Below are 23,767 nucleotides of genomic sequence, written 5' to 3' on the forward strand. Positions count from 1 at the left end.
CCAGACCTGAATAACTGCAGGTCTGGCTACGATTGAGCTTAAAATAACTCTTCATCTACTTGCTGTTGTTCTAAGATTTCTTCGACATTTTGCTGGTCAACCCATTTTCTCGGTTCGGTTCCTTGAATAAAATATTCAAACATCGAGCTCGAGTCGGTTCTATTGGTTCGTTTACCTGTCTTTTTATCGACACGAATGCTAATAATATTTTCAGGTTGTTCAAAAGGCTCAAAGGGGTATTGCTGTAGCGCGGTTTCCATAAAGGTTATCCATGCGGGTTGTGCCGCGTTTGCTCCAGCTTCACCGCCAGCGGTTTGACTAGGACCTAAATTAGAGTTTACTCGAGTCCGGCCCAGATTCCGGCTCGGGTTGTCAAAGCCAATCCAAGACGTTGCGGCTACCCGACGACTGAAGCCTGAAAACCAAGCGTCTTTTGACTCGTTTGTGGTGCCCGTTTTACCGGCGATATCTTGACGTTTTAATGAGCGTGCACGCCAACCGGTACCATTCCATCCGGTGCCTCGAGACCAGTTGCCACCGCCATCAAAAATGGCGCTGCGCATTGCCTCTGTGACCAAAAATGCATTTTGTCGAGAAATTACTCTAGGAGCAACCGGTTGAGTTACTCTTTCGACGTCAATATCATCTAAGGTCAGTAAGCTTTTTTCATATTGCTCTTGTTCAACTTCACATGAGTAACAAGCGATGTCAGGATTCGCTTGGTATAAGATTTCACCATCCGTATTTTCCACACGCTCGATAATATAGGGTTCAACAAGGTAGCCCCCATTGGCAAAAACAGAAAATCCAGCAACGATTTTTTCAGGAGTAATAGAAGCCGAGCCTAATGCTAACGATTCGGTTTTAGTTAATGCGCTGCGTTCAAAACCGAATTTGCTTAAGTGATCAACCAGTTTATGGATGCCAACGCCACGCAGTAAGCGCACCGAAATAACGTTCTTAGATTTCGCCAGCCCCTTTCTGACACTCAATGGACCTTCATAAATTTCGGGTGAATTTTTAGGACGCCAAGTCACTCCAGAGCGTCGATCCCATTTATTGATTGGCGCATCATTGACCATAGAGGCTAAGGTATAACCATTATCTAGAGCCGCAGAATAGACAAATGGTTTAATATTTGAACCCACTTGACGATTTGCTTGGGTCACGCGGTTAAATTGACTTTGCTTAAAGCTATAACCACCTACCGTTGCTAAGATCTCGCCAGTATCTGGAGAAATGGCGATTAAAGCACCTGATACTTCAGGTAATTGACTTAACTGCCACTCATTGATGTCATTTTTACGAATATAAATAACATCACCAGGTAAAATAATTTCTTTGGCTTGTTTGGGCGGATTTGCTTGGCGAGAGTCGTCAATATACGCTCTCGCCCACTTCATTCCATCCCAGTTTAAGGTGAGCTGTGGATTGTCTTTGGTATATAAAATGGCTGACTGTTCATCAATAGCAATCACTAAAGCTGGGACCAAATCGTTATAAACGTTAACCTCTGCTAGTGCGCTAGGATAATCTTGTGGCCATAAAGCCTCGGTAGGTAGACTAGAGAGTGTCGCCTCAAGTTGTTGATAATCTTGCGCTGATAATAGTCGTTGTTTAAGGTCTAATAAAAACGTTTTATCTTCGTCGCTTAACCAGGCTCTATAGATCGGACCTCGATAGCCATGGCGTTCATCATAGGCATAAAGATTCTTAATTACGGCATCTTTTGCCGCGTTTTGTAAATCGGTTTGCACGGTAGTGTAAATGCGTAAGCCTTCATTATAAGCCCGTTCTTTACCAAACATTTTGACCACGTCTTGATGCGCCATTTCAGCAACATAAGGAGCGTTAAGTTCGATTTCTACGCCATGTCGCTTGGTTTTTATGGGCTCGTTATTGGCTTGTTCATACTCTTCTTCACTGATGTAACCACTCACTAACATACGTTGTAATACGGTTGTGCGCCTAAACTTGGCGCGCTCAGGTGAGCTGATCGGATTATAGGTTGTTGGCGCTTTGGGTAAGCCTGCGATAACGGCAATTTCAGCTAGGGTAAGTTCATTAAGCTCCTTACCGTAATAAACTTGAGCGGCAGCGCCCACCCCAAAAGCACGGTGGCTTAGTTCGATTTTATTTAAATAGAGCTCAAGAATTTCATCTTTTGTTAATAAGCTCTCCATATGCAAGGAAATAAAAATTTCACGTAGCTTGCGAGTGTATGTTTGCTCTCGGGTCAAAAAGAAGTTGCGGGCGGTTTGCATGGTAATAGTACTTGCACCACCTTTAGGCGTGCCCATAAGCTGTCCGATGACGGCTCGCGACATCCCGATAGGATCAACCCCAAAATGATCATAAAACCGATTGTCTTCAGTGGCTAAAAAAGCTTCGATTAATTGTTTGGGCATATCTTCAAGTTTTATCGGAATACGACGCTTCTCGCCAAATTGAGAAATTAATTTGCCGTCACGACTAAAAATTTGCATTGGCGTTGCGTATTTCACATCTTTTAATACCGCAACACTGGGTAAATCTGGGCGCATATAAAAATAAAAACCGGCTAAAACCAGAGTTACAATTACGCAACCAAAAATGACCAACTGAACTAAACGCTTGAAAATATGCACTAATTTGGTACCACATTAGTAAAAAATGAACTATTATCTCTAGTATATCGATATAATTAGTGTAATAAATTTTTTTTTCGCTATATTATGATTTAAGAACAAAAATAAACAAAAATATCCACAGGAAGTTATGCTAACAAGATTCTGGAAAAAGAATACCTCTTTGATGGTCGGAATCGATATAGGGTCTTACTCTGTCAAAGCGGTTCTCATTAGTGAAAATAATGAAGGTTACCAACTCGATGCATTCGCTATAGAGCCTATGCCTAAAGGTGCTGTTGTTGATCGCAAAGTACAAGATATCGAAGCCATTGGTGCCGTTATCCGTAAGCTCCGTAAGAAAATTCTTTCGAATGTGCAAAACGCTTCTGTGGCCGTTTCTGGCTCGACCGTTATCACCAAAATAATCTATATGGATGTGACTCTAAACGATGATGAGTTAGCCAGTCAGATAGAAATCGAAGCCGACAGCCTGATCCCATATCCCCTAGATGAAGTTAGCCTAGACTTTGAAAAGCTCGACGTAAACGAGTCTGATCCAAGTAAAGTGAACGTTTTATTAAGTGCAGTGCGAACGGAAACCGTTGAAGCCCGCGTCGCCGCTTTGGAAGCGGGTGGCTTTGACACCAAAGTCGTTGATGTTGAAGCCTACGCATTATCACGCGCATCAGAGCTTTGCATGCCAATGTTACCCGATGATGCAAAAGATAAAGTGGTCGCCTTCATCGATATTGGTGCCAATATGACCTTGTTTACGGTTAAAGATGGGGTTAATAACATTTACACTCGAGATCAATTATTTGGTAGCGAGCAATACACCCGCTCTATCGTATCTTATTACAACAAAAGTTATGAAGAAGCCGAGTCGCAAAAAATTACTGGTGGATTACCTTCCAGTTATACCTTTGAAGTTTTAGCACCGTTTCAGACCACATTAATTCAGCAAATTCGTCGCGCCATTCAAATGTATCTAACCTATTCAGGTAAAGAAAAGCTCGATTATATTGTGCTTTCTGGTGGTACTGCGGCCTTAGATAATATTCAAGAACTGTTATCAGCCGAGCTTGGCGTGCATACCATAGTGGCCAATCCATTTAACGCAATGAGCTTAGGTGAAAAAGTAAATGAACAACTGTTGCAGCGTTTTGCGCCACAGTTAATGGTTGCTTCAGGTTTGGCGTTGAGGAGTTTTACCCCATGCCACATATAAATTTATTGCCTTGGCGAGAAGAAGCACAACGACAAAGACACCAACAGTTTATGTCAATTTTGACATTCTTAGCGTTGGTAAGTTTTTTAGTGGTGTTTTTAATTAGCCAAGTGTATCAACGACAAATTGATGGTCAAAAAGCAAGAAACCAGTTTTTAATGAATGAAATTAAAGTATTGGATTCGCGCATTGAAGAAATAAAAACGCTGGAACAGAAAAAAGAAGATCTTATTCAGCGGATGACCTTGATCGATCAATTACAAAAAAGTCGTAACGTGGTCACTCAAATTTTAGATGAAATTGTTCGAATCGTGCCCGCGGGTGTCTATCTTACGAAAATGGAAAAACGGGGGAATACCCTGTTACTTATTGGTAAAAGTGAGTCTAATAACCACTTGGCCAATATGATCCGTGAAATACAAAGCTCTAACCTACTTGCAGATGCGGAATTGCAGTCTATTTCAAATAAAGGGACAAATTCGAAGCTATTAAGTGATTTCAATATGAAGCTTAGAATTCAAGGTCTGTTAGGCGATGAAGAAATGAAAGGTAGACGCCGATGAATATGAACATCGATCTTTCCCAATTTGATGATTTAGAACTCAACAACATCGCCCAGTGGCCAAAAGCCGCTAAAGTGTTGTTGGCGGTTGTTATGGTCTGCTTTGTTTCTTACGCGGTTTATTACATTTTGGTCAGTGATAAAATTAGCGAACTTGAACGAGAGATCGCTAAAGAGTCTAAATTAAAATCGGAATATCAAAAGAAGTATTTTAAGTCAGCCAACCTAGAGTTGTTTATTGAGCAAATGGAAGAAGCCGAGGAGCTTTTTGCCAAACAAGTTAAACGCTTACCAGAGAGTAATGAAACACCGGGTTTGTTAGATGATATTACTTATGTTGGCACCACCTCACGTTTAGAATTTCAAGAATTAGACTGGCAACCGGAAGTCGAGCTTGAAATTTATGTCGAATTACCTATTGAAATGCAAGTTACTGGTTCTTATCATGATTTTGGTGAATTTTCGTCAAAAATATCGGGCTTACCCCGCATTGTAACCTTACATGACTTTACCATAACCAGTAGCGGTAAGGCCAAAGATAATGACATGACCTTAAAGTTACAGGCCAAAACCTATAAGTATAAGGAGGGCAAATAGATGCGTTATTTAGTATGGATCTTGACCTTGCTTCTTACAGGCTGCTTTGACAATGTTTCGGACTTGCAAGCACATATTGATAAAGTGAAGGCGTCTACGCCCAATCGTATCAAAGAGATCCCACCGTTAACGGTGTTTAATCATTTTGAGTATTCTGCTTTTGCTTTACGTAGCCCATTTGTGCCGCCCAAACCAGAAGCAATTCAAGAAAAAATGCAACAGATGTCTGATTGCTTGCACCCAGATCCTCGTCGACGTAAACAACCACTAGAAAAGTTCGCCCTAGAGGGGTTGAGCATGAATGGGACGATAGGTGAAGAAGGCATTACTTGGGCGCTGATTGAAGCATCAGACTCGACATTACATAGAGTCTCAATAGGTAGCTTTTTAGGTCTGTACAATGGTCGAATTACCAATGTAGGCCAAGAAGAAATTATTATTGTTGAACTTATCCCTGACGGATCTGGCTGTTGGGTTGAGAGAGAAACGACTATCTCAATGGTTGAGTCTGGTTTGGAGGGGTAAAGGAGTTATGTTTTTGAGAAATATAATAAATAGAATAATCAAAAGAACACTTCTAACGTTGGTAACTGCGGTTACCTTAACGGTGTTTTCTTTTAGCAGTTATGCTCAGGGCAAACTCAACGATATTTACTACAACACCTTATTGGCAGATGAAATTGAATTTACCTTTGGCTTTGAACAACCGTTGTTGCAAAAACCAAAGATTAAGACCTTTACTGAGCCTGCAAGAGTTGAAATAGAGTTTAATTCAACGGAATTTGATTCAGCCTTGGCCAATACCGAGATTAATCATGCCGGCGTGCAAAACATTAGCGTTCAGCAAGTTGAAGGCAAGGTTAAAGCCACCATTTACTTAGATCAGCTAAAAATTTATCAAGCCGATATTGTTGAAGGTAAGTTTGTGGTGCTTTTAAGTAGTCTATCGGTATTTGAGAAAGTCGATCCTAATGCCGATTTAGAGACCGATTTTATCAACAATATTCAAGCCATTGATTTTCGTAAAGGGGAAGCCGAAGCTGGACAAGTTTTGGTGTTTCTTGATGACAGTAAATCGGCTGTGGATGTCAGAGACAAACTTGGCAAAATCCAAGTTGAATTTCATAACACTGAGATTTTTGACGACTTATTATATAAATTGGATGTAACCGATTTTGGTACCATAGTATCGAGCATTGAAACCTTTAAAGAAGGCAATAATGCCCGCATTGAGATTACCACCAGTAAACAGTTTAGTTATGAACATGATCAAATCGATAATATTTTCTCGCTTTCGATTAAAGAGAAAGAAGAAGAGCGTACGTATTTAGAAGATGGTGAAAACTTCAGTGGAAAACCGATTTCACTGAACTTCCAAGATATTGAAATTCGTACGGTACTGCAGATTATTGCGGATTATAACGGTTTCAACTTAGTAACCAGCGATACCGTAAGCGGTAATATTACCTTACGCCTAGATGGCGTTCCATGGGATCAAGCACTTGATATTATCTTGAAGGTTAAGGGCTTAGGTAAACGCATGGATGGTAATATCCTTATGATTGCGCCGAACGACGAATTGGTCGCTCGAGAAGCGAAAGAGTTACAAGCTAAGCAACAAGTTTCAGAATTAGCGCCGCTGTATGCAGAGTACGTTCAGATCAACTATGCCAAAGCCTCAGAATTTTCAAATTTACTGAAAAATGAAGGCACCAGTTTATTATCAGAGCGTGGTAGTGTTACCGTTGATGAACGCACCAATACATTATTAATTCGTGATACGGCAAAATCAATTGAAGACATTAAGCGAATGATTTCGGTGCTTGATGTGCCAATTCGTCAAGTGGTCATTGAATCTCGCATGGTTACGGTAAAAGATAATATCAGCCAAGATTTGGGCATCCGTTGGGGCGCATCTCGCAACGGAGGTGATTCAGCCGTTTCCGGCAGTATTGAAGGGGCTGAGCTAACCAATAATGGTATTTTGCCACCAATTAATGATCGCCTAAATGTCAATTTACCGGTTGCGGATGCCGCTGGTATGATAGCTTTTCAGGTTGCTAGGTTAGCAGATGGGACTATCCTTGATTTAGAGCTTTCTGCGATGGAGCAGGAAAATAAGGGGGAAATTATCGCAAGCCCTCGTATTACCACGTCTAATCAAAAAGAAGCCTATATCGAGCAAGGTACTGAAATTCCATTTGTCCAAGCTGCATCTAGTGGGGCAACATCGGTAACCTTTAAAAAGGCGGTACTGGGATTGCGGGTAACACCTCAAATCACCCCAGATAATCGAATCATTTTAGATCTTGTAATAACTCAAGATACCCGTGGTGATACCGTTTCAACAGGGACCGGTCTGGCCACCGCCATTGATACTCAAGAAATTGGCACCCAAGTGTTGGTTAATAATGGTGAAACCATCGTACTAGGAGGTATTTATCAGCAACAAGTGATTAATGCCGTATCTAAGGTGCCTATTTTGGGCGATATTCCTTATCTTGGCTGGTTATTTAGCACCAGTAATGAATTTAACGAGAAGAAAGAATTATTGATTTTTGTTACTCCTAGAATTGTAATCGAGAATTTTTAAACAAAATTCGTCCAATTTTTGTTATTTTAGGGCGTGATGCTTGCAATTTGACTCAAAGAATTGCGATAATTGCGCCCTTAATTTTTTCGAGGAGTCTCCTCATTTCGTTAACTTATCAATTTTTACGAGTAAAAAAGAAATCTCATGGCAGAAAAACGTAATATTTTCCTTGTGGGCCCAATGGGCGCGGGTAAAAGCACAATTGGTCGAGAATTAGCTGAGAAATTGCATCTTGAGTTTTTCGATTCAGATCAGGAAATCGAACGTCGTACAGGTGCCGACATTGCATGGGTTTTTGATTTAGAAGGCGAAGAAGGTTTCCGTAAGAGAGAAGAAACTGTCATTGAAGATCTGACTCAAATGCAAGGTATTGTATTAGCGACCGGTGGTGGTTCAGTGATCAGTGAACATATTCGTAATCGTCTATCTGCTCGTGGTATCGTTGTCTATCTTGAAACGACCATCGATAAGCAAGTAGCTAGAACTCAACGTGACCGTCGTCGTCCATTATTACAAACTAAAGAAGACCCACGTGTTGTTCTTGAAAATCTGGCGGTAGAGCGTAATCCATTATACGAAGAAATTGCCGATGTGATTGTTCAAACCGACGATCAGAGCGCAAAAGTTGTCGCGAGCAAAATTGTCGATCGTCTAGATTTTTAACTGGCATGCATTCACTCGTTGTCTCCCTAGCCGAACGAAGCTATCCAATCTATATCGAAGCTGGCTTATTTTCTCAAACAAGTCAGCTTTGCCAACATATAAAATCCAAACGAGTATGTATCGTAACCAATACCGTGGTTGCGCCCCTTTATTTAGAATCGATTAAATCTGTACTGACGGATTTTCACCTTGATGTATTCATCTTAGAAGATGGCGAAAGCGAAAAGAATCTCGCCAACTTTGAACGCATCATCGCCCATATGCTGGCTAACAAACATGGCCGGGATTCGACCCTTATTGCCCTTGGTGGTGGTGTGATTGGTGATATCACCGGTTTTGTTGCCGCCTGTTATCAACGCGGCATTGACTTTATTCAAATCCCTACGACCTTACTGTCCCAAGTTGACTCTTCGGTTGGTGGAAAAACAGCGGTAAATCACCCTTTAGGTAAGAATATGATAGGCGCTTTCTATCAGCCCAAAGCGGTATTTATTGACACCAACAGCTTGTCGACCCTACCAAGTAGAGAGTTCAATGCCGGCATTAGTGAAGTAATTAAGTATGGTATTTTGGGTGATGAAGAATTCTTTTGTTGGCTGGAGCAACATAAAGCGCTGATTAAAGCCAAAGACAGCGATACATTAAATCAGATGATCCAGCATTGTTGCCAGCAAAAAGCCGACATCGTGGCAGCGGACGAGCGTGAATCGGGCGAGCGCGCCTTACTTAACCTAGGACATACCTTTGGACACGCTATTGAAGCGGAAATGGGCTATGGGGTTTGGCTACATGGTGAAGCTGTAGCTACAGGGATGGTTCAAGCGACAAAATTGGCAAAAGTATTAGGTTATTTATCAGCGCAAGAGCTTAACCGGGTAATCGATTTACTGCAGTTTTTTGATTTGCCGACGCTACCGCCTGAATCGATGACCGTTGACGACTTTATTAAACATATGAGTCGAGATAAAAAGAATATTAATGGTAAGATCCGCCTCATTGTGCCAACAAAAATAGGTACAAGCCAAATTTTTGATAACATAACCATTGAGCAATTACAGCAAGTCATTTAAGCTAATCATCTGCCTGCGTCTGTCGCAGTGGCTATATTTTCCTCAGTTGTATAAGAATAAGTAAATGATCAATAAGCAACGTGCTTTTTTAAAATGGGCCGGCGGCAAGTACACCCTTAGCGAAGTTATTGGCAACATGTTACCTAAAGGTGGGCGCCTAATTGAGCCTTTTGCTGGTGCCGGTTCAATTTTCCTTAATAGCGATTACCCCCATTATTTGCTCAATGATATAAATCAGGATTTAATTAATCTATACAAGGTGTTGCAAACTACGCCAGACCAGTTCATTGAAGACGCTAAGGCGTTATTTACCCCAGAATATAACCAGGCTGACGCTTACTATGAGTTTCGAGCGGTGTTTAATCAAACGCAAGACACTTATCAACGTTCTCTGCTGTTTTTGTATATGAATCGCCATGGCTATAATGGCTTGTGTAGGTACAATTCTAAAGGTGGCTACAATGTCCCGTTTGGTAAATACAAGCGACCTTATTTTCCAGAAAAAGAGCTTAACTTTTTTGCCCAAAAGGCAAAGAAAACAGAGTTTGTTTGTGAAAACTACCGAGACACCTTTGCCAGAGCGCAAGATGGTGATGTCATTTATTGCGACCCACCTTATGTGCCATTAAGCAAAACCGCAAGCTTTGTTAGCTATGCTGGTAACGGATTTGGTCTAGATGAGCAGGCCGATTTAGCCAATGCGGCGGAAGAGGTTACGCAAGAGAAAGATGTCACCGTACTTATTTCTAATCATGACACGATTTGGACTCGCAAAATCTACGAACACGCAGATACTCTAAAATCTATTAAAGTCGCTCGAACCATTAGCCAAAAAGGTTCTGGGCGAAATAAAGTGGCGGAACTACTGGCGCTTTACCGCCCTCAATCAGGTAACACCGCATAGACTATCAACACGAGGCTGGTAATAAATAAGGCCAGCCCAAGCAACGCCACAATAACAAAGTGTGAAAACTTTCCTTGCGCAAAGTCGGCTTTGCGATTGGCATCACTTTGAACACCAATAAAGGCCGCCGCAACGCTTTTGATCACGTTGGTCAGAGGCAAGTTTTTAACCTCCTCTTGATCCCCTTTTTTCTGTGTGTCTGTCATAAATAAAATCCATTAATACAGTATGTTGATAATAACAAGGATCGACAGGTTAGCAAATCCAAGAAATGCCAAGCAAATCAGAGCAAAATAAACTAATAGCAAATAATCAGCCTTAATCATCAGTTATGTCCTATCGGTTTGAAGCCATAAGCCAAGGCGTATCTTTATAACATCAGTAACATGGATTTAGGGCGCTGATAAACAGGGTTTGCTTGAGCTTTTAGAATAATAATAAGAATCAGGATAAGAAATGGGCGATTTGCCAAGTACGTGAATATCTGTGCTCACCACCAACGTGAAAGCTCTATAGAGGAGGCTTATGCGCGACCATAATCCTTTACCGTTAAGGGAAATCCATCTGCCTTATGCGCATGAGCTGTTTACGAGAGTTTGCCAAAACCGCCCTGTCTTGGCAAAAGTCTCAAACCTAAACGAGATAGTTAAAATCTTTAATGATAAACCCGTTATGTAAATTAAAGATCAAAGTCGACCGAGTAAGAAACGACTACTTTTAGATCATCATGACTTAAGTCGGTATCGGCAACTGTAAAGGTAAAGCCATCTTTTGATAGGCTGGCAGCGAAATCGATATAATCTTCAGAGCTGTCATCATCAAAGTTGTAACTCCCTAAGTGTAAGCCCAAGGTTAAATCTGGAGCAATTTCAAATTCTGCATCCCCTGAAAGATACAAACTCTTATCGGCAAAGCCTGCACCATCATCATTGTTAACCCCATAAAAAGCCGATAACGAGAAGGCACCGTAGCCAATGCTACCGTAGATTTCGCCAAAATCGTATTCATTACTGCTATCAACTTCGGCTGAGTCAGGGTAGGCGTAGTAGATATAACCGACATCATAAGTAAAATCACCTACTTCCCATGCATAGCCAAGGTATAAATCCAGCTCATAGCTTGCATCGTCACCAAAATCGATGTTTGATGCCCAGGTACCCGCATAAAAGCCAGAAGCATCCTCATAATCAATGCCACCTGAGATTGCAGCACCATCATCCGTTTGAGAAACACCACGCCATAAGTAATTACTGGTCGCGCCTACGTTAGCACTTAAACCTTCTACTGCCATGGCGGTAGAAGGTACCATCGCGGCTAAAGAAAGGCTTGAAAGCAAGATTGAGGTTGAGACTGTCTTTTTCATAATATTCCCTGTATTGCTGTTGTCGAAATTAATATTTATTCGGAAAAAGTGAATTTCCACTGTTTCTTTAACGTTAGCAAGGACAGTGCCCAAGTTTGAATTTTACTCGTTTATTTGTATAAGTTGTTGTTATTATTGATTATTTATTTTTTCTGATTGGCGTGGTTGTTTTCTTTTTTTTTACATTTGCGCAAAAAAGGTGCGGGATGTTCTTTTTTTGTGCAACAAAACATGGGTATCGAATGTTGCTCTACTTGGCGAGGAAATGTTAAAAAGCAAAAAATTTACCGTTTGTTACTTCAACTTACCCCTATCATTAGGTAAAGTATCGCTAAACTTTTGAAAGGTGGATTTTATGTCGTCATTTCTTATTGCTCCGTCAATTTTGTCAGCCGATTTTGCCCGTTTAGGGGAGGATGTTGCCAAAGTCCTAGACTCCGGTGCAGATGTCATTCATTTTGATGTAATGGATAATCACTTTGTGCCTAATTTGACCTTTGGCCCTATGGTTTGTCAGTCACTAAGAAATTACGGAATAACGGCACCAATCGATGTGCATTTAATGGTGAAACCGGTTGATAATTTGATCCCCGCGTTCGCTAAAGCGGGTGCAAACATCATCACTTTTCATCCCGAAGCCAGTGATCATATCGATCGCACATTACAGTTGATTAAAGATCATGGTTGTCAAGCCGGACTGGTATTGAATCCTGCTACGCCATTGCACGTTCTAGACTTTGTGATGGATAAACTTGATGTGATTTTATTAATGTCGGTTAACCCAGGCTTCGGTGGTCAGTCATTTATACCTTCAACGTTAGACAAACTGCGTTTGGTGAAAGAAAAAATAATGGCCAGTGGGCGGAATATTCGCTTAGAAGTCGACGGTGGTGTCAAAGTAGATAATATCGCCGAAATAGCAGCCGCGGGTGCCGATATGTTTGTCGCAGGTTCTGCTATTTTTGCACAACCAGACTATCAACAAGTTATAGAGCAAATGCGGACAGAACTTCGTAAAGTGTCCGTCGGCTAATCATATATTTTATCAAGCTCAAAGAGCTTATATCTAAGGAAAAAAAATGAGTAAACCTATTGTATTAAGTGGGTGCCAACCTTCGGGTGATTTAACTATTGGAAACTATTTAGGTGCGGTTCAGCAATGGGTTAATATGCAAGATGATCATCAGTGTTTTTACATGTTGGCCGATTTGCACGCCATTACTGTACGACCTGATGCCGCTGCTCTTCGCAAAGCAACCCTAGATGGTCTTGCTTTATATCTTGCCTGTGGTGTCGACCCAGAACAAAGTACTATCTTTATTCAGTCTCAAGTGCCTGAACATGCACAATTAAGTTGGGTATTAAATTGTTATACTCAAATGGGTGAGCTTAATCGTATGACCCAATATAAAGATAAGTCACAAAAGTCAGAAGCCAACATGAACTCAGGATTATTCACCTATCCTGTGCTTATGGCAGCAGATATCTTGTTATACCATGCCAACAAAGTGCCTGTGGGCGATGATCAAAAGCAACATCTTGAACTGGCCCGTGATATCGCGACCCGTTTTAATAATTTATATGGTGAAACCTTTAAAGTGCCTGAGCCACATATTCCACAATTTGGCGCGCGCGTAATGAGCTTACAAGAGCCGACTAAGAAAATGTCAAAGTCGGATACCAACCCTGGTAACTTTATTGGTTTGTTGGAAGACCCGAAAAAAATCACCAAAAAAATTAAGCGTGCAATGACTGACTCCGATGAGCAAGCCCGTATTTACTTTGACACCGCTGAAAAACCCGGTGTTTCTAATCTATTAACCTTATTATCTTGTGCGACCAATCGTAAGATTGAGGATTTAGTACCGGAATACGAAGATAAAATGTATGGCCATTTAAAAGGTGATGTTGCCGATGCTGTGGTTGCTATGTTGGAGCCGATGCAGCAAAGATATCATCAGTATCGTGACGATCAGGCATTTTTAGATAAAATCATGCGTGACGGTGCCGAAAAAGCCTCTGCACAGGCTAGCCAAGTGCTTAAACGTGTTTATGATGCTATTGGCTTTGTGGCTAAGCCATAATTAAAACCGCTTAACGCTTAAAAAATAAGGCCTCAATCAATGTTCATTGATTTGGGCCTTATTTTTTATAACGGATTAATTTGCTTTAGCATCTTTCGCTTTATCTTCAACACGCTTAAACAAAGTATTACTTTGTTGAATAAACTGCTCTGCTGAGCTTGGCTCAGAAAGATGAAACCCAGGTGTCATGATTGTGCTGTTGTATGACGGGCGAAATTGATATTGAGGTTGCTCACTTAAGTCATATAAGTACATCCCCGCGTAGATGAATACGCTCAAACCAATAGACATTTTAAGGCGTCGGCTAGCCGTTTGCGTAAAACCAATGTAAAAGTTAAACCAAAACAATAAAGCAGTCAGAAATATGGCGGCAAAAAAGCTGAGCCAGTATATAGACCATTGCGACGACAGATTAAACTCAAAAAATAGTTCAAAAAAGTCTAAGAACCAAAATAGGTTAAAGATCAAAAAGGAAAATCCTAGTTGTTGACTAATGCGTATTTCTTGTTTGTTTAAATGAGACATTAGTGAGCAGAATAACGGCCAGATTGCATATCCAAGGGTAATACCAATCGCGATGACCGAAATTTGAGTATAGTTAACCTCTTTGGTGGGAACATTCAAATAGATTTGCCACCCACTAATGCCTGCGAAAAGCAAAAGCATAAAAAAGACCACAGGCCAACGGCCCAGATACTCAACAATGTCTTCGACAATGCTAAATTCGACGCTGGCGGCAACAGGATGCTTAGGGCTAATAAACCTTAGTTGAGTTTTCCCTAAAGTGATGATGTCACCAGATTCTATTTTTTGCCAATCACTCAGGTTTTTATTGCCTTTAAATAAGCTCCCGTTTAATGAATTAAGATCGATAACATGCCAACAGTCGTCAAAGAACTTTAATTTTAAGTGCTGAGCGCAAACATGGGGGTCGGTTAATATAATGTCATTGTCATAACCTCTGCCAACCTGTATTTGTTGGCCAGAAAATTTATGTCGTCCAATGAGCTTTTTGCCACGATTAATTTCTTCAATAATTAATTCCATGCCAAAGACTCCATAAATTTCAGGTTAAATTGTTGGGCTAAGTCTTCTGCAACTCCAGCAAGTGTATAGTGACTTACAATGGCCTTATTGGTTTTATCAATAGAAGCGGCAATGTACATAACGTCAAATAATCCATGGTACTTTTTGTAGGCTCTTACACACAGTATCGATTTATTTTTAATGCCCTGCTGTTCAATTTGAGTAATATCATGCTGACATTCGAACTCGGTTACGTCGTCTTTACTCGCTCTGTTGTTAGCCGAGGCTTGAGCAAACTGGGTTTGATAAAGTTGATAAAATCGGGTGCTGCTAAGCTCATCTGCTTCAAAGTAATAAAACTCCATATTGACCATACCAGTATTGAAGGTATCCGATAAGTAAACGTACTCATCCATTTGACAAGTCGTCACAGCTTTAAACAATAAAGCATCTTTAGCATCCGCATTTGAATTTCCCCAACAAGGAATAAAGTCTGCGATGGAAGCTGGTATTAAAGCCTGTACAAATGTTTTTTGAGGCCATTCACTTGCCAATAGTTGCCCTAAGAGCCTGGATTGATTAGCTTTAAGTTGTTCTGTGATTTGTTGTTGTATTGGTTTATCCACCTGTTGCTCTAACCGGCTTATAAGACTGGCGAGTTTATCATGTGGAATTAAAAAACCAATTTGATTACCCGAGGTGGCAACATTGATACCGACGATTTCACCATTAGCATTGACCACAGGTCCACCACTCATGCCTGGATTGACCGAACCGGTGAAGTGAATGCGATCATTAAAGCCATCTTTTTTTAGCCCGTTGTAGGTACCTGGCACCACAATCATCCCTAAATCATGGGGGTTACCTAAAGAAAAAACCTGTTCTCCCATTTCTGGTGTGGTTTTGGCTAGACGAAAAAATTTTGGCTGTGGATTTTTGGTCAGCATCACCACCGCAAGATCGTTAATCACATCAACAGATAGCAAGGTTAGTTCGCCAATATGACCTTGGTGATCTTCATATTCTATTAAGTATTTGTCAGGGTGTTGGGCATAGCCAGAGATAACATGATAATTGGTTGCTATATGACCTTGGGCACTAATTTGAAAGCCAGAGCCAATAGCCGATTTTTGTGCGGTCGCCTTATCGATTAGACGAATTTGAAAAACAGAAGGAGCCTTATGTTGGAAAATAAGCTGTGCTTGTTGTTGGCTGTAGCTAAAAAAGCTGAATAAGTAGAATAAACAAAAAAGAAACGGCTTCATTAGTGTTCCGATAAAATAATTTTCACTATTGTGCCATGGATAATAAGCGCGATAAAGCAGATAACTTTAGCCTAAATGTGATTGTATAAGCATCTTTATTCACAATAACATTTATTTATTGGTGGATTTAAAGTTAAAACTCTACTAATTTATAAATATATAATTAAAAAGAAAATATTATTTGTTAAATCTGTGGTACACCTCAACAGGTGGTAGATGATGATTTTCCTGTCATGTCTCATTAGTCACAAATTCATATTTATCTAATAAGAAATCAGACCTAACGTACCCGTTATCGTTCTGCTGTTTGGCGACAATTTGTATGTCTTTTTCTGTGGAGGGCAAATGCTACAAACTTTGACTTTTGGTCAACTAAATGTAATCTCAGAGGATGTTGTTGAGCTTGTTATCGATCATGGCAATGACTTCGGCTCAGCACAAGTGCTTGAACTCATAGAGTCACTTGAATTGTTTATTCATACGCCTTTTGCATTACTTATTAATCTGATAAAGCCTGTATCTGTCTCTACCCGCAGCCTTATGCAACTTGCAGAGCATGAGCCGTTAGTGGCCATTGCGGCGGTACATTTTTTTACCTTAACAGAGGCAACACCTCATCTTGAAAATCAAGACAAGTTTAATATGAGATGGTTTAGTGGCTTTGAATTAGGGCGCCAACACGGGCTAAATTGGTTAGCTTTAGAACTCAGTAAAACACCTTATTAATTTAGGAGCTTAGCATGCGTTATCCATTAAGCTTTGGCACGATAGAAATCATTACTCACAATATTGCCGAAGTCATCGTCAATGAGGGCGTCGTTATGACCTTGGAAATCGTCCAAGAGTACGATAACTTTTTACAGCAACATTTCACCCAACCATTTGGGTTAATCATTAATCGGATCAATCATTATACCTATACTTTTGAAACCAAATTACACATAAGCTCGCTTGAAAACTTAAAAGCTGGTGCCATCATTACGTATCATGTTGAAGGTAAAAAAGCCATTAATGATATTTTGCAGTTACGCTCACATGATAACTTAAATGCCAAATTTTTTGATGGGATGGATTTAGGTCGCAAAAAAGCAATAAATTGGCTGATGCAAGAACTGCCATTATTCTCTAATGTCACTCAAGCTGGTCTTCAAGAAGAGCAACGAAACTATAGTTAACAGCGTTTTATTCGCTGTTTTGACCTTCACAACACGATACACTTTAACCTGCGCATCCCCCGATCTGGTTTAAGGGGATATTTAGCGATGATTTATGGCAGGTTGATCTGAGGCCAGATTTTGCTCGTAATGTCTCTCACCACAACACGTTGGAGATTGTTATGAGCACCACCCCCTTAGCCCCAGTCATTTTAGGCGTTGCGGATTCTACTCACTATCTGGTTGGTGAGAAAGATTTATCGGACAATTTTATCGGTTTAGATGCCGGCGATGTCAAGGTGGTAAAATCTTTAGCACAAGCGAAGCAATATCTGCGCGAACACAACATTTATAGTGCCACCCTAGAGCTACAAACAGCCTACGATGAAATGTGTGGTTTAGGTGTAACTGGCAGCTCCAGCGAAAAAATTCATTTTTAAGCTTTTTCTCCCCGGCTTCCATGGGTTTGGTCGCTGTTTGATTCTAATTTTGCCCCTAGGGTCTATACTCTTATAAGGCTTTTATATTTAAACAAGTTAGATTCAAACTCACAGGTGATTTTTATGGCAAATACACAACAAGAACGCAGTCAAATGCTCTACAATCAGCATCGTCAAATTTTAAAACGAGCGCGAGATGAAGAACTCTTAGGTAATATTGATGAGAGCGTGCGGTTAAGTGAAAAGGCTGAAGCACTATGGTCTAAAATCGTACAAAGAGAATCCGAACAAGGGCATAGCTAAGAAAGCATAGCTAAGAAAGCATAGCTACAAAGGCTTAGCTACCAAGATCTAGCTAAGAAAGGGCAAAACAGCTGCAGCCGTTTTAACTATTGATATAAATTTCGGTATTCATAAGGGAGCTGTCACTGGGTTATCGTCTAAATATTGCCCACCACCCTTAGTGGGCATACTTGGTCATAACTTATGATCAAATTTATTACCAATAAATTCTTTTCTACTTACTCGCCAAATAGCCAATCAAAATGCACTAACTTAAGGTTCTTACCAGTCTATTGGCTTGTTTTGCCAATCATAGAACTCTATTTTGTTATCCTGTGTCATATTATCTAATCGCTTTTGGGTTAAGGAGAACAAGCATTTAGCGACAAATTCTGGGGTGAATAGTTTGCTGTGAGGGACGTTTTTTTGGAAAGGTTTTGATAAAGGCGTGTCGGTAGTGCCGGGATGAAAAACATTAAATCGCACGTTTTTAGCGCGTCTTGCATACTCAATACTGGCCGTCTTTAACAGCATATTCAGCGCTGCTTTTGAGGCGCGATAACTGTACCAACCGCCAAGCTTATTGTCTGAAATACTGCCAACCCGGGCGCTCAGAACGGTTAGTAAACACGGTGTTGGGTGTTTAAGGTGATCTACCAAAAACCTTATCCAAAGCATTGGCGTTAAAGTGTTAGAGGCAATGACCTGATTAAAGTTGTCTAAGTTAAAGTCTTCCAATTTTTTTTCTGGCTGCATGTTGTTATGATGCAATTGACCATTAAAAATAAATACTCGTCGACAGTCACTGTTTTTAGGAAGAGCATTGACTGTCTTCTCAATACTTTTTTCACTGTAATCACTATCGAGTAAACTTACTCTGTTACCGTCGTTTTTACATTGCTTTGGTAATTTAGGACTTCGACTGATCAACACCAAGTCTTCATCTGTTTTTTCAATTAGGATAGCTGCCAACGCTTGTGCAATCGCGCTGGATGCACCGACTATAATATTATGGGCCATCACTTGTTACTCTTGAAGTCGGTACGTTTTAAATCATCTTTATCGATCGGACTTTGACAGGTTTTGCACTCAGCCTGTGGCCAAAAAAATCGGCTGATCCGTTTTCGGTTGCGGGCAAAAATTTTGTAACCTAGCTGGGTAAATGGTCTTAATAACGTGCACCCTAATGGCGCAACCCAGTGCTTTTTACCAACTAAAGTCCATGCCCTGTACGTCACATCAAGCCCGTACAGCATGGTATCGTTATATTTCGCGTGTAATGTCGCCATGGCCTGATCATAATCTATGTCTGGGTGATGACGGTTAAAGTTTGGTTGATTTAAATCGACTAAATTAATCTGATTGTCTTTGTCATAGCGTTTTAAATGCGTCATTTCCGACACACACATTGGGCAATTGCCATCATAAAAAATGGTCATTGAAGATTCCCTATTCATCGCATTAACCTCCTAAATTAAAAAATAGCAACATGTGAGAGCTCACCACGATTAGGGTCAAAGCGAGGCGCATACACTTATAACTTAGGCAAGGCTTTGACTTATCTTGCTGAGCCAGAACATAAAACTCATATCCATAAAGAGCAACAAATGCTAAAGCCAAAAAGACGATGGCTAGTGGTAGTGGCGACAATAAAGCCGAAAAAGCAATCAGGGCGAAAACGTTGGAAATGGTTGGGGTGAGAGAATTAGGGGCTCTTAGCCATAGGGAGCCAGCAAGAAATGCTAAAATGGTACTGCTGTAGTAGCGAAAAACGTGTTCTGGTTGCTCAATAAACGATGGCAACCAATGCATTTGTTGGCCAAGGCAAAGTAAAAATGGCAACAATCCGGCGTATCCAAGTAATTGCATCTGCAAAGTGGATTGGGCTTGGTCCGATCTTGTGAGTCGCATGGTGATGCCCCTTTAAACGGTTTCAAAGCAGTACGGATAAGAATGGTTTTCAGATTATGTTGCCAACAATTAATCTTTGAACTGAATCGATTAAATCAACGTACATTAAACAAAAAGGAGAATAAAATGAAATATTTACGCTTGTTATCACTAACCTTTTGTCTTTTCTTGACGGCCGCTTGTAGCACTCAATATCCCAACCAACAGCTTGTTGGTAAAACGTTTCCAACTGTTCAGGGCGAGAGTTTAGAAAAGCAAGAGTACACCTTACCAAAAGACTTTGACCATCCGCTAACCCTGTTACTACTTGGTTATGTACAAGACAGTCAATTTGATATTGACCGTTGGTTAATTGGTCTTGAAATGACCGAAACTCGCCTGCCCGTATATGAACTCCCAACAATGCAAGGTATGTTTCCGAGAATGTTCAGTACGTTTATTGACAATGGTATGCGAGCGGGGATCCCAAAAGAAATGTGGAAAGGCGTGATCACTATTTATCAAGGGGGCGATAACATACAACAGTTTACTGGTAATGAAAGACCAAACAACGCGCGCGTTATGTTGCTTGATAGCAATGCTAAAATTCTACACTTTTATGACCGAGGGTTTTCTGCTCCCGCTCTAATGGCGCTTTTAGAGACGATTGAAAAACAGAAATAACCGGACCCTGACCATAAAACGGATTAAAGGTGAATTTAATCCGTTTTCTTTTATGGGTTACTTTTAGGCAAATACCACCTTAGGCAGGCACATCAATGATCAATACTTCACTAGGCGCTATGGCCTCTATTTGTATCTGTTGACAGTTGATAATTTCACAGGCGTCCCCTTGAGTAAGACGAACAGAGTCGTTGCCATCTCTTACAATCACCTCACCTTTAGATACCAAAAAATAGCCCTGATGTATTAAGTTATGGTTCAAGGTATGTTGCTGTTGAATGTTGCCACCATATATCTTTGCATCTTGGTAAATAAATAGAGCATCTTTATCACGCTTATCCCCACTGACTAATAAAGCTAAATCTGATGTTGCGTCATGTTTGGGAAAGGTTTTACTCTCCCATCGAGGGCTAACATTATTTTGCTTAGTTTCGATCCAAATTTGGTACAAGGTTAGAGGATCTTTACTTAAATTGTACTCAGAATGAATAATTCCATGACCAGCACTCATTACCTGGACTTCACCTGCTTTGGTCACTCCTTTATTACCGGTATTATCTTGATGCACAATTTCACCAGAGCGTACGTAGGTAATAATTTCCATGTTTTGATGTGGGTGTGGGTCAAAGCCCCTACCTGGCTCAACCCAATCGTCGTTTACCACTCTAAGTTTGCCAAAGCCCATTCTGGCTGGGTTGTAATAATGGGCAAAACTAAAATGATGCCGAGCCTTAAGCCAGCCATAATTAGCGGAGCCCAAATCTTGATAGCGATATGGTGTTAACATGCTTTACTCCATTATTGGTGATTTTTGTCCCGCTGATGCGGCAATGACAAATTTTCGATCCCGCCTAGAGGCACAATTTGAGTCGGGTTGATGGTAATATGACTCATATAGTAATGAATTTTAATATGATCATAATCCACTGTGTCCTTAATCCCATCCACTTGGTATAACTCCCTCAAATAACCACTGATATTGGGGTATTCACTGATCTTTTTCTTATTACATTTAAAATGGCCATGATAAACCGGGTCAAAACGTACTAAAGTGGTAAATAAGCGCCAGTCGGCTTCAGTGATGACATCGCCAAGCAAGTAACGCTTGTGCGCCAACTCGTGCTCTAGCCACTCTAGGCAATCAAACAACTCGTTATAAGCCTGTTCATAAGCATCTTGTGTAGTCGCAAAGCCAGCACGATATACGCCATTATTGACTCCATGATAAATTCGCTCATTAACCGTATCTATATTTGAACGTAGGGCATCGGGGTAGAAATCTTGCTGATCTCCGGTTAAGTGATTAAAGGCGCTATTAAACATTCTAATGATATCAACTGACTCATTATTAACGATTGTTTGCGTTTTCTTATCCCATAGCACTGGTACGGTGACCCTACCTTGATAATCGGAAGCGGCTTTTAAGTACAGTTGATACATGTAATCTAGTTGATATAACGGATCACCCTTTTCGCCAAGTTCCCAGCCATTTTCTAACATTATAGGCTCTACGACACTGACTGAAATATAAGGCTCAAGCTTCTTTAACGTGCGAAAAATTAAAGTGCGATGTGCCCAAGGACACGCTAAAGAGACATATAAGTGATAGCGATCTTTTTCGGGTTGATACGGGTTATCTTTATCTTGACTGATTTGGTGGCGAAAACGACTCTCTTGACGAACAAATTCACCTTTACTTTTTTCGGTGTCGTACCATTGATCTACCCATTTACCGTCGACAATTAATCCCATTGTATTATTCCTTAAAAACTAAAATTATTTATTTAATGTCTTGGTTAATTGTTGATCGACAGAGAACTTTCCTCCACCTGTGATCATTAATGTTAATGTCATTGCCAACAATGCTAAACCAAACTCATAGCCGTTATTGCTTAAAAACAGGCCATTTTCTAAGTGCACAGTAACGATAGCGACCACCATGGTTAACGCCAAAACTAGGCCATTTAAGCGAGTCAACAAACCGACCAGTAACAAAATGCCGCCAAAAAACTCAGCACTACCGGCTAAAAGCGCCATCAGATATCCCGGTGTTAAACCTATAGAGGCCATCCATTGTCCGGTCCCCTCTAAGCCATAGCCACCAAACCATGCAAACAGCTTTTGTCCACCATGAGCAATAAAGATAATGCCGGCCACCAATCTTAATGGCAGAGGGGCTAAACTGTTATTTGATTGCACAATTTTTTTGATTAAAGAACTTTTCATTTTTATATCCTTAAATAAGATTTTTAACTAGATTTAGTCATTGAGCTCAGTATAGGGCAGTAATCTTGGTTAAATAAGATGGATTTTTCGCTCATTTTGTTCAAAAATATTGAATAATTATTGGGGAATACAAAATCATGAGTTTACCTATCACTTTAGAAGCTTTGCTGGTTCTTGATGCTATTGATAAACGCGGGAGTTTTGCAGGGGCTGCCGAAGCGTTAAATAAAGTGCCTTCTGCTTTATCTTATATTGTGCAAAAGCTCGAAGAGCAATTACAAGTGACCTTATTTCAACGCCAAGGGCGGCGTTCTGTGCTCACCCCTGCGGGGCGACTGCTGCTTAATGAAGGGCGAGATATTCTGTTGGCAGTAGAAAAATTAGGTGAGAAAACGCAAACTTTAGCGAAAGGTTGGGAGCCAAAGATTCGTATTGGCGTTGACTCTATCATCGATGTTGCTCAGGTTTATCCAATATTAGCTGATTTTTTGGCGCAATATAACGACATTGAGCTTGATATTAGTGAGCAAGTGATGGCGGGAAGTTGGGAGTCACTATTAGAAGATAAAGTGGACTTACTCATAGGCGCCCCTGCACCCACTCCCAGACAAACGGGCGTACGTACAGAGATTATGTGCGAAATATCGCAAGCCTTTATGGCGTCACCAAAGCACCCTCTAGCGCAAATAAACGGGAATATTTCGTTGCCGACATTAAAGCAACATCACACCATTATTGTACATGATAGTTCGCGTAATGCGATTCCCAGAACATCAGGGGTGATAGAGCAAAGCAGGCATATTTATGTGCCTACGTTAGAGTATAAAATTAAGGCGATTACGGCAGGATTAGGGGTTGGCTTTTTGCCCACTCATAGAGTGGCTCCGCTAGTTGATAGCGGGCAATTAACCATGCTTAATTTGGCAGACTCACCGCCGAATCACAATGAAGGCAAGCAAACATTGTATATGGCTTGGAAACTGGTAAACCAAGGTAAAGGATTAAAAGCATTACGAGATTTAATTAAAGCTAGATATGACAAATAATCGCAATGCCATTAAATGTTGCCTACTTAGTAAGCAAGTGAAGGCTTTTTTAGGTAAGTTATTGATAGCCGCTAAAGGCAA

General features: G+C 40.6%; 27 protein-coding genes. 16 read left to right on the forward strand and 11 right to left on the reverse strand.

All coding sequences use genetic code 11. The features are described 5' to 3' along the window. Nucleotides 1-38: 38 nt before the first annotated feature. Nucleotides 39-2,627: a penicillin-binding protein 1A gene (locus ACAY00_RS00895; protein ID WP_371375948.1), complete on the reverse strand. Its 2,589-nt coding sequence runs from the start codon at nt 2,625-2,627 to the stop codon at nt 39-41. A gap of 130 nt (nt 2,628-2,757) precedes the next feature. Between ACAY00_RS00895 and ACAY00_RS00900 the strand changes: the two genes are divergently transcribed. The 8 genes from ACAY00_RS00900 (at nt 2,758) to ACAY00_RS00935 (ending at nt 10,226) form a co-directional block, all read left to right on the forward strand. Next, nucleotides 2,758-3,837, forward strand: a complete 1,080-nt coding sequence (locus ACAY00_RS00900; RefSeq protein WP_371375951.1) for a pilus assembly protein PilM — start codon at nt 2,758-2,760, stop codon at nt 3,835-3,837. Continuing rightward, the gene (locus tag ACAY00_RS00905) at nt 3,825-4,400 is read left to right on the forward strand and encodes a PilN domain-containing protein (RefSeq protein WP_371375954.1); all 576 of its coding nucleotides are present in this window, start codon (nt 3,825-3,827) and stop codon (nt 4,398-4,400) included. Before ACAY00_RS00900 ends, ACAY00_RS00905 begins: the two co-directional genes overlap by 13 nt. Then, a complete protein-coding gene (locus tag ACAY00_RS00910; RefSeq protein WP_371375957.1) occupies nt 4,397-4,996 on the forward strand; it encodes a type 4a pilus biogenesis protein PilO in 600 nt (199 codons plus the stop codon). Before ACAY00_RS00905 ends, ACAY00_RS00910 begins: the two co-directional genes overlap by 4 nt. Then, nucleotides 4,997-5,521, forward strand: a complete 525-nt coding sequence (locus ACAY00_RS00915; protein WP_371375959.1) for a pilus assembly protein PilP — start codon at nt 4,997-4,999, stop codon at nt 5,519-5,521. Nucleotides 5,522-5,528: 7 nt separating this feature from the next. Then, nucleotides 5,529-7,589 (forward strand): type IV pilus secretin PilQ, encoded by a 2,061-nt coding sequence (locus ACAY00_RS00920; protein ID WP_371375961.1) that lies wholly within the window; start codon nt 5,529-5,531, stop codon nt 7,587-7,589. A 144-nt stretch (nt 7,590-7,733) separates the two neighbouring features. Further along, nucleotides 7,734-8,252 (forward strand): shikimate kinase AroK, encoded by a 519-nt coding sequence (gene aroK, locus ACAY00_RS00925; protein ID WP_371375964.1) that lies wholly within the window; start codon nt 7,734-7,736, stop codon nt 8,250-8,252. 5 nt (nt 8,253-8,257) lie between these two features. Beyond that, nucleotides 8,258-9,322 carry a 3-dehydroquinate synthase gene (gene aroB / locus ACAY00_RS00930; protein ID WP_371375967.1) on the forward strand — a complete coding sequence of 355 codons (1,065 nt, stop codon included), beginning with the start codon at nt 8,258-8,260 and terminating at the stop codon, nt 9,320-9,322. A gap of 64 nt (nt 9,323-9,386) precedes the next feature. Beyond that, nucleotides 9,387-10,226, forward strand: a complete 840-nt coding sequence (locus tag ACAY00_RS00935; RefSeq protein WP_371375970.1) for a Dam family site-specific DNA-(adenine-N6)-methyltransferase — start codon at nt 9,387-9,389, stop codon at nt 10,224-10,226. Here the strand turns inward: ACAY00_RS00935 and ACAY00_RS00940 are convergent. Both ACAY00_RS00940 and ACAY00_RS00945 read right to left on the reverse strand, forming a co-directional pair. Next, nucleotides 10,205-10,432, reverse strand: coding sequence for a DUF2970 domain-containing protein (locus ACAY00_RS00940; RefSeq protein ID WP_371375973.1), 228 nt, complete (start codon nt 10,430-10,432; stop codon nt 10,205-10,207). The genes ACAY00_RS00935 and ACAY00_RS00940 overlap by 22 nt on opposite strands. A 473-nt stretch (nt 10,433-10,905) precedes the next feature. Then, nucleotides 10,906-11,589 carry a TorF family putative porin gene (locus ACAY00_RS00945; protein WP_371375976.1) on the reverse strand — a complete coding sequence of 228 codons (684 nt, stop codon included), beginning with the start codon at nt 11,587-11,589 and terminating at the stop codon, nt 10,906-10,908. A 355-nt stretch (nt 11,590-11,944) separates the two neighbouring features. Here ACAY00_RS00945 and rpe point away from each other — a divergent pair, with 355 nt between their 5' ends. Both rpe and trpS read left to right on the forward strand, forming a co-directional pair. After that, entirely contained in the window at nt 11,945-12,622 is a 678-nt protein-coding gene (gene rpe / locus ACAY00_RS00950) for a ribulose-phosphate 3-epimerase (RefSeq protein ID WP_371375979.1), read from the forward strand. A gap of 46 nt (nt 12,623-12,668) precedes the next feature. Beyond that, nucleotides 12,669-13,673, forward strand: coding sequence for a tryptophan--tRNA ligase (gene trpS, locus ACAY00_RS00955; RefSeq protein WP_371375982.1), 1,005 nt, complete (start codon nt 12,669-12,671; stop codon nt 13,671-13,673). Nucleotides 13,674-13,748: 75 nt separating this feature from the next. Here trpS and ACAY00_RS00960 read toward each other — a convergent pair whose 3' ends face one another. Both ACAY00_RS00960 and ACAY00_RS00965 read right to left on the reverse strand, forming a co-directional pair. After that, a complete protein-coding gene (locus tag ACAY00_RS00960; RefSeq protein WP_371375985.1) occupies nt 13,749-14,720 on the reverse strand; it encodes an FHA domain-containing protein in 972 nt (323 codons plus the stop codon). Then, on the reverse strand, nt 14,711-15,964 hold the full coding sequence (locus tag ACAY00_RS00965; RefSeq protein WP_371375988.1) for a S1C family serine protease: 1,254 nt from the start codon (nt 15,962-15,964) through the stop codon (nt 14,711-14,713). Before ACAY00_RS00965 ends, ACAY00_RS00960 begins: the two co-directional genes overlap by 10 nt. A 345-nt stretch (nt 15,965-16,309) precedes the next feature. Here ACAY00_RS00965 and ACAY00_RS00970 point away from each other — a divergent pair, with 345 nt between their 5' ends. From ACAY00_RS00970 to ACAY00_RS00985, 4 genes are all read left to right on the forward strand, one after another. Next, on the forward strand, nt 16,310-16,690 hold the full coding sequence (locus ACAY00_RS00970; RefSeq protein ID WP_371375990.1) for a hypothetical protein: 381 nt from the start codon (nt 16,310-16,312) through the stop codon (nt 16,688-16,690). A gap of 14 nt (nt 16,691-16,704) precedes the next feature. Next, nucleotides 16,705-17,139, forward strand: a complete 435-nt coding sequence (locus ACAY00_RS00975) for a hypothetical protein (protein WP_371375993.1) — start codon at nt 16,705-16,707, stop codon at nt 17,137-17,139. 161 nt (nt 17,140-17,300) lie between these two features. Further along, nucleotides 17,301-17,558: a DUF6482 family protein gene (locus ACAY00_RS00980; protein ID WP_371375996.1), complete on the forward strand. Its 258-nt coding sequence runs from the start codon at nt 17,301-17,303 to the stop codon at nt 17,556-17,558. A 123-nt stretch (nt 17,559-17,681) separates the two neighbouring features. Next, nucleotides 17,682-17,861, forward strand: coding sequence for a hypothetical protein (locus tag ACAY00_RS00985; RefSeq protein ID WP_371375999.1), 180 nt, complete (start codon nt 17,682-17,684; stop codon nt 17,859-17,861). 261 nt (nt 17,862-18,122) lie between these two features. On the opposite strand, the gene ACAY00_RS00990 is transcribed toward ACAY00_RS00985, so the two are convergent. The 3 genes from ACAY00_RS00990 to ACAY00_RS01000 are packed head-to-tail and all read right to left on the reverse strand — an operon-like array spanning nt 18,123 to nt 19,751. Further along, nucleotides 18,123-18,860: an SDR family NAD(P)-dependent oxidoreductase gene (locus ACAY00_RS00990; protein WP_371376001.1), complete on the reverse strand. Its 738-nt coding sequence runs from the start codon at nt 18,858-18,860 to the stop codon at nt 18,123-18,125. After that, on the reverse strand, nt 18,860-19,279 hold the full coding sequence (locus ACAY00_RS00995; RefSeq protein WP_371376004.1) for a thiol-disulfide oxidoreductase DCC family protein: 420 nt from the start codon (nt 19,277-19,279) through the stop codon (nt 18,860-18,862). Before ACAY00_RS00995 ends, ACAY00_RS00990 begins: the two co-directional genes overlap by 1 nt. Before the next feature lie 22 nt (nt 19,280-19,301). Then, nucleotides 19,302-19,751 carry a DUF3429 domain-containing protein gene (locus tag ACAY00_RS01000; protein ID WP_371376007.1) on the reverse strand — a complete coding sequence of 150 codons (450 nt, stop codon included), beginning with the start codon at nt 19,749-19,751 and terminating at the stop codon, nt 19,302-19,304. A 126-nt stretch (nt 19,752-19,877) separates the two neighbouring features. Here ACAY00_RS01000 and ACAY00_RS01005 point away from each other — a divergent pair, with 126 nt between their 5' ends. Next, on the forward strand, nt 19,878-20,414 hold the full coding sequence (locus ACAY00_RS01005; protein ID WP_371376010.1) for a hypothetical protein: 537 nt from the start codon (nt 19,878-19,880) through the stop codon (nt 20,412-20,414). Between the two features lie 79 nt (nt 20,415-20,493). On the opposite strand, the gene ACAY00_RS01010 is transcribed toward ACAY00_RS01005, so the two are convergent. Genes ACAY00_RS01010 through ACAY00_RS01020 form a run of 3 tightly spaced genes read right to left on the reverse strand, consistent with a single transcriptional unit; the run spans nt 20,494 to nt 22,640 of the window. Continuing rightward, the gene (locus ACAY00_RS01010) at nt 20,494-21,201 is read right to left on the reverse strand and encodes a pirin family protein (protein ID WP_371376012.1); all 708 of its coding nucleotides are present in this window, start codon (nt 21,199-21,201) and stop codon (nt 20,494-20,496) included. A gap of 11 nt (nt 21,202-21,212) precedes the next feature. After that, nucleotides 21,213-22,166: a glutathione S-transferase family protein gene (locus ACAY00_RS01015; protein WP_371376016.1), complete on the reverse strand. Its 954-nt coding sequence runs from the start codon at nt 22,164-22,166 to the stop codon at nt 21,213-21,215. Nucleotides 22,167-22,190: 24 nt separating this feature from the next. Then, a complete protein-coding gene (locus tag ACAY00_RS01020; protein WP_371376019.1) occupies nt 22,191-22,640 on the reverse strand; it encodes a DoxX family protein in 450 nt (149 codons plus the stop codon). A 137-nt stretch (nt 22,641-22,777) separates the two neighbouring features. Here ACAY00_RS01020 and ACAY00_RS01025 point away from each other — a divergent pair, with 137 nt between their 5' ends. Continuing rightward, nucleotides 22,778-23,686 (forward strand): LysR substrate-binding domain-containing protein, encoded by a 909-nt coding sequence (locus ACAY00_RS01025; protein ID WP_371376022.1) that lies wholly within the window; start codon nt 22,778-22,780, stop codon nt 23,684-23,686. Nucleotides 23,687-23,767: the final 81 nt, after the last annotated feature.

The sequence above is a fragment of the Thalassotalea sp. 273M-4 genome, from assembly GCF_041410465.1.
GTDB lineage: Bacteria > Pseudomonadota > Gammaproteobacteria > Enterobacterales > Alteromonadaceae > Thalassotalea_A > Thalassotalea_A aquiviva.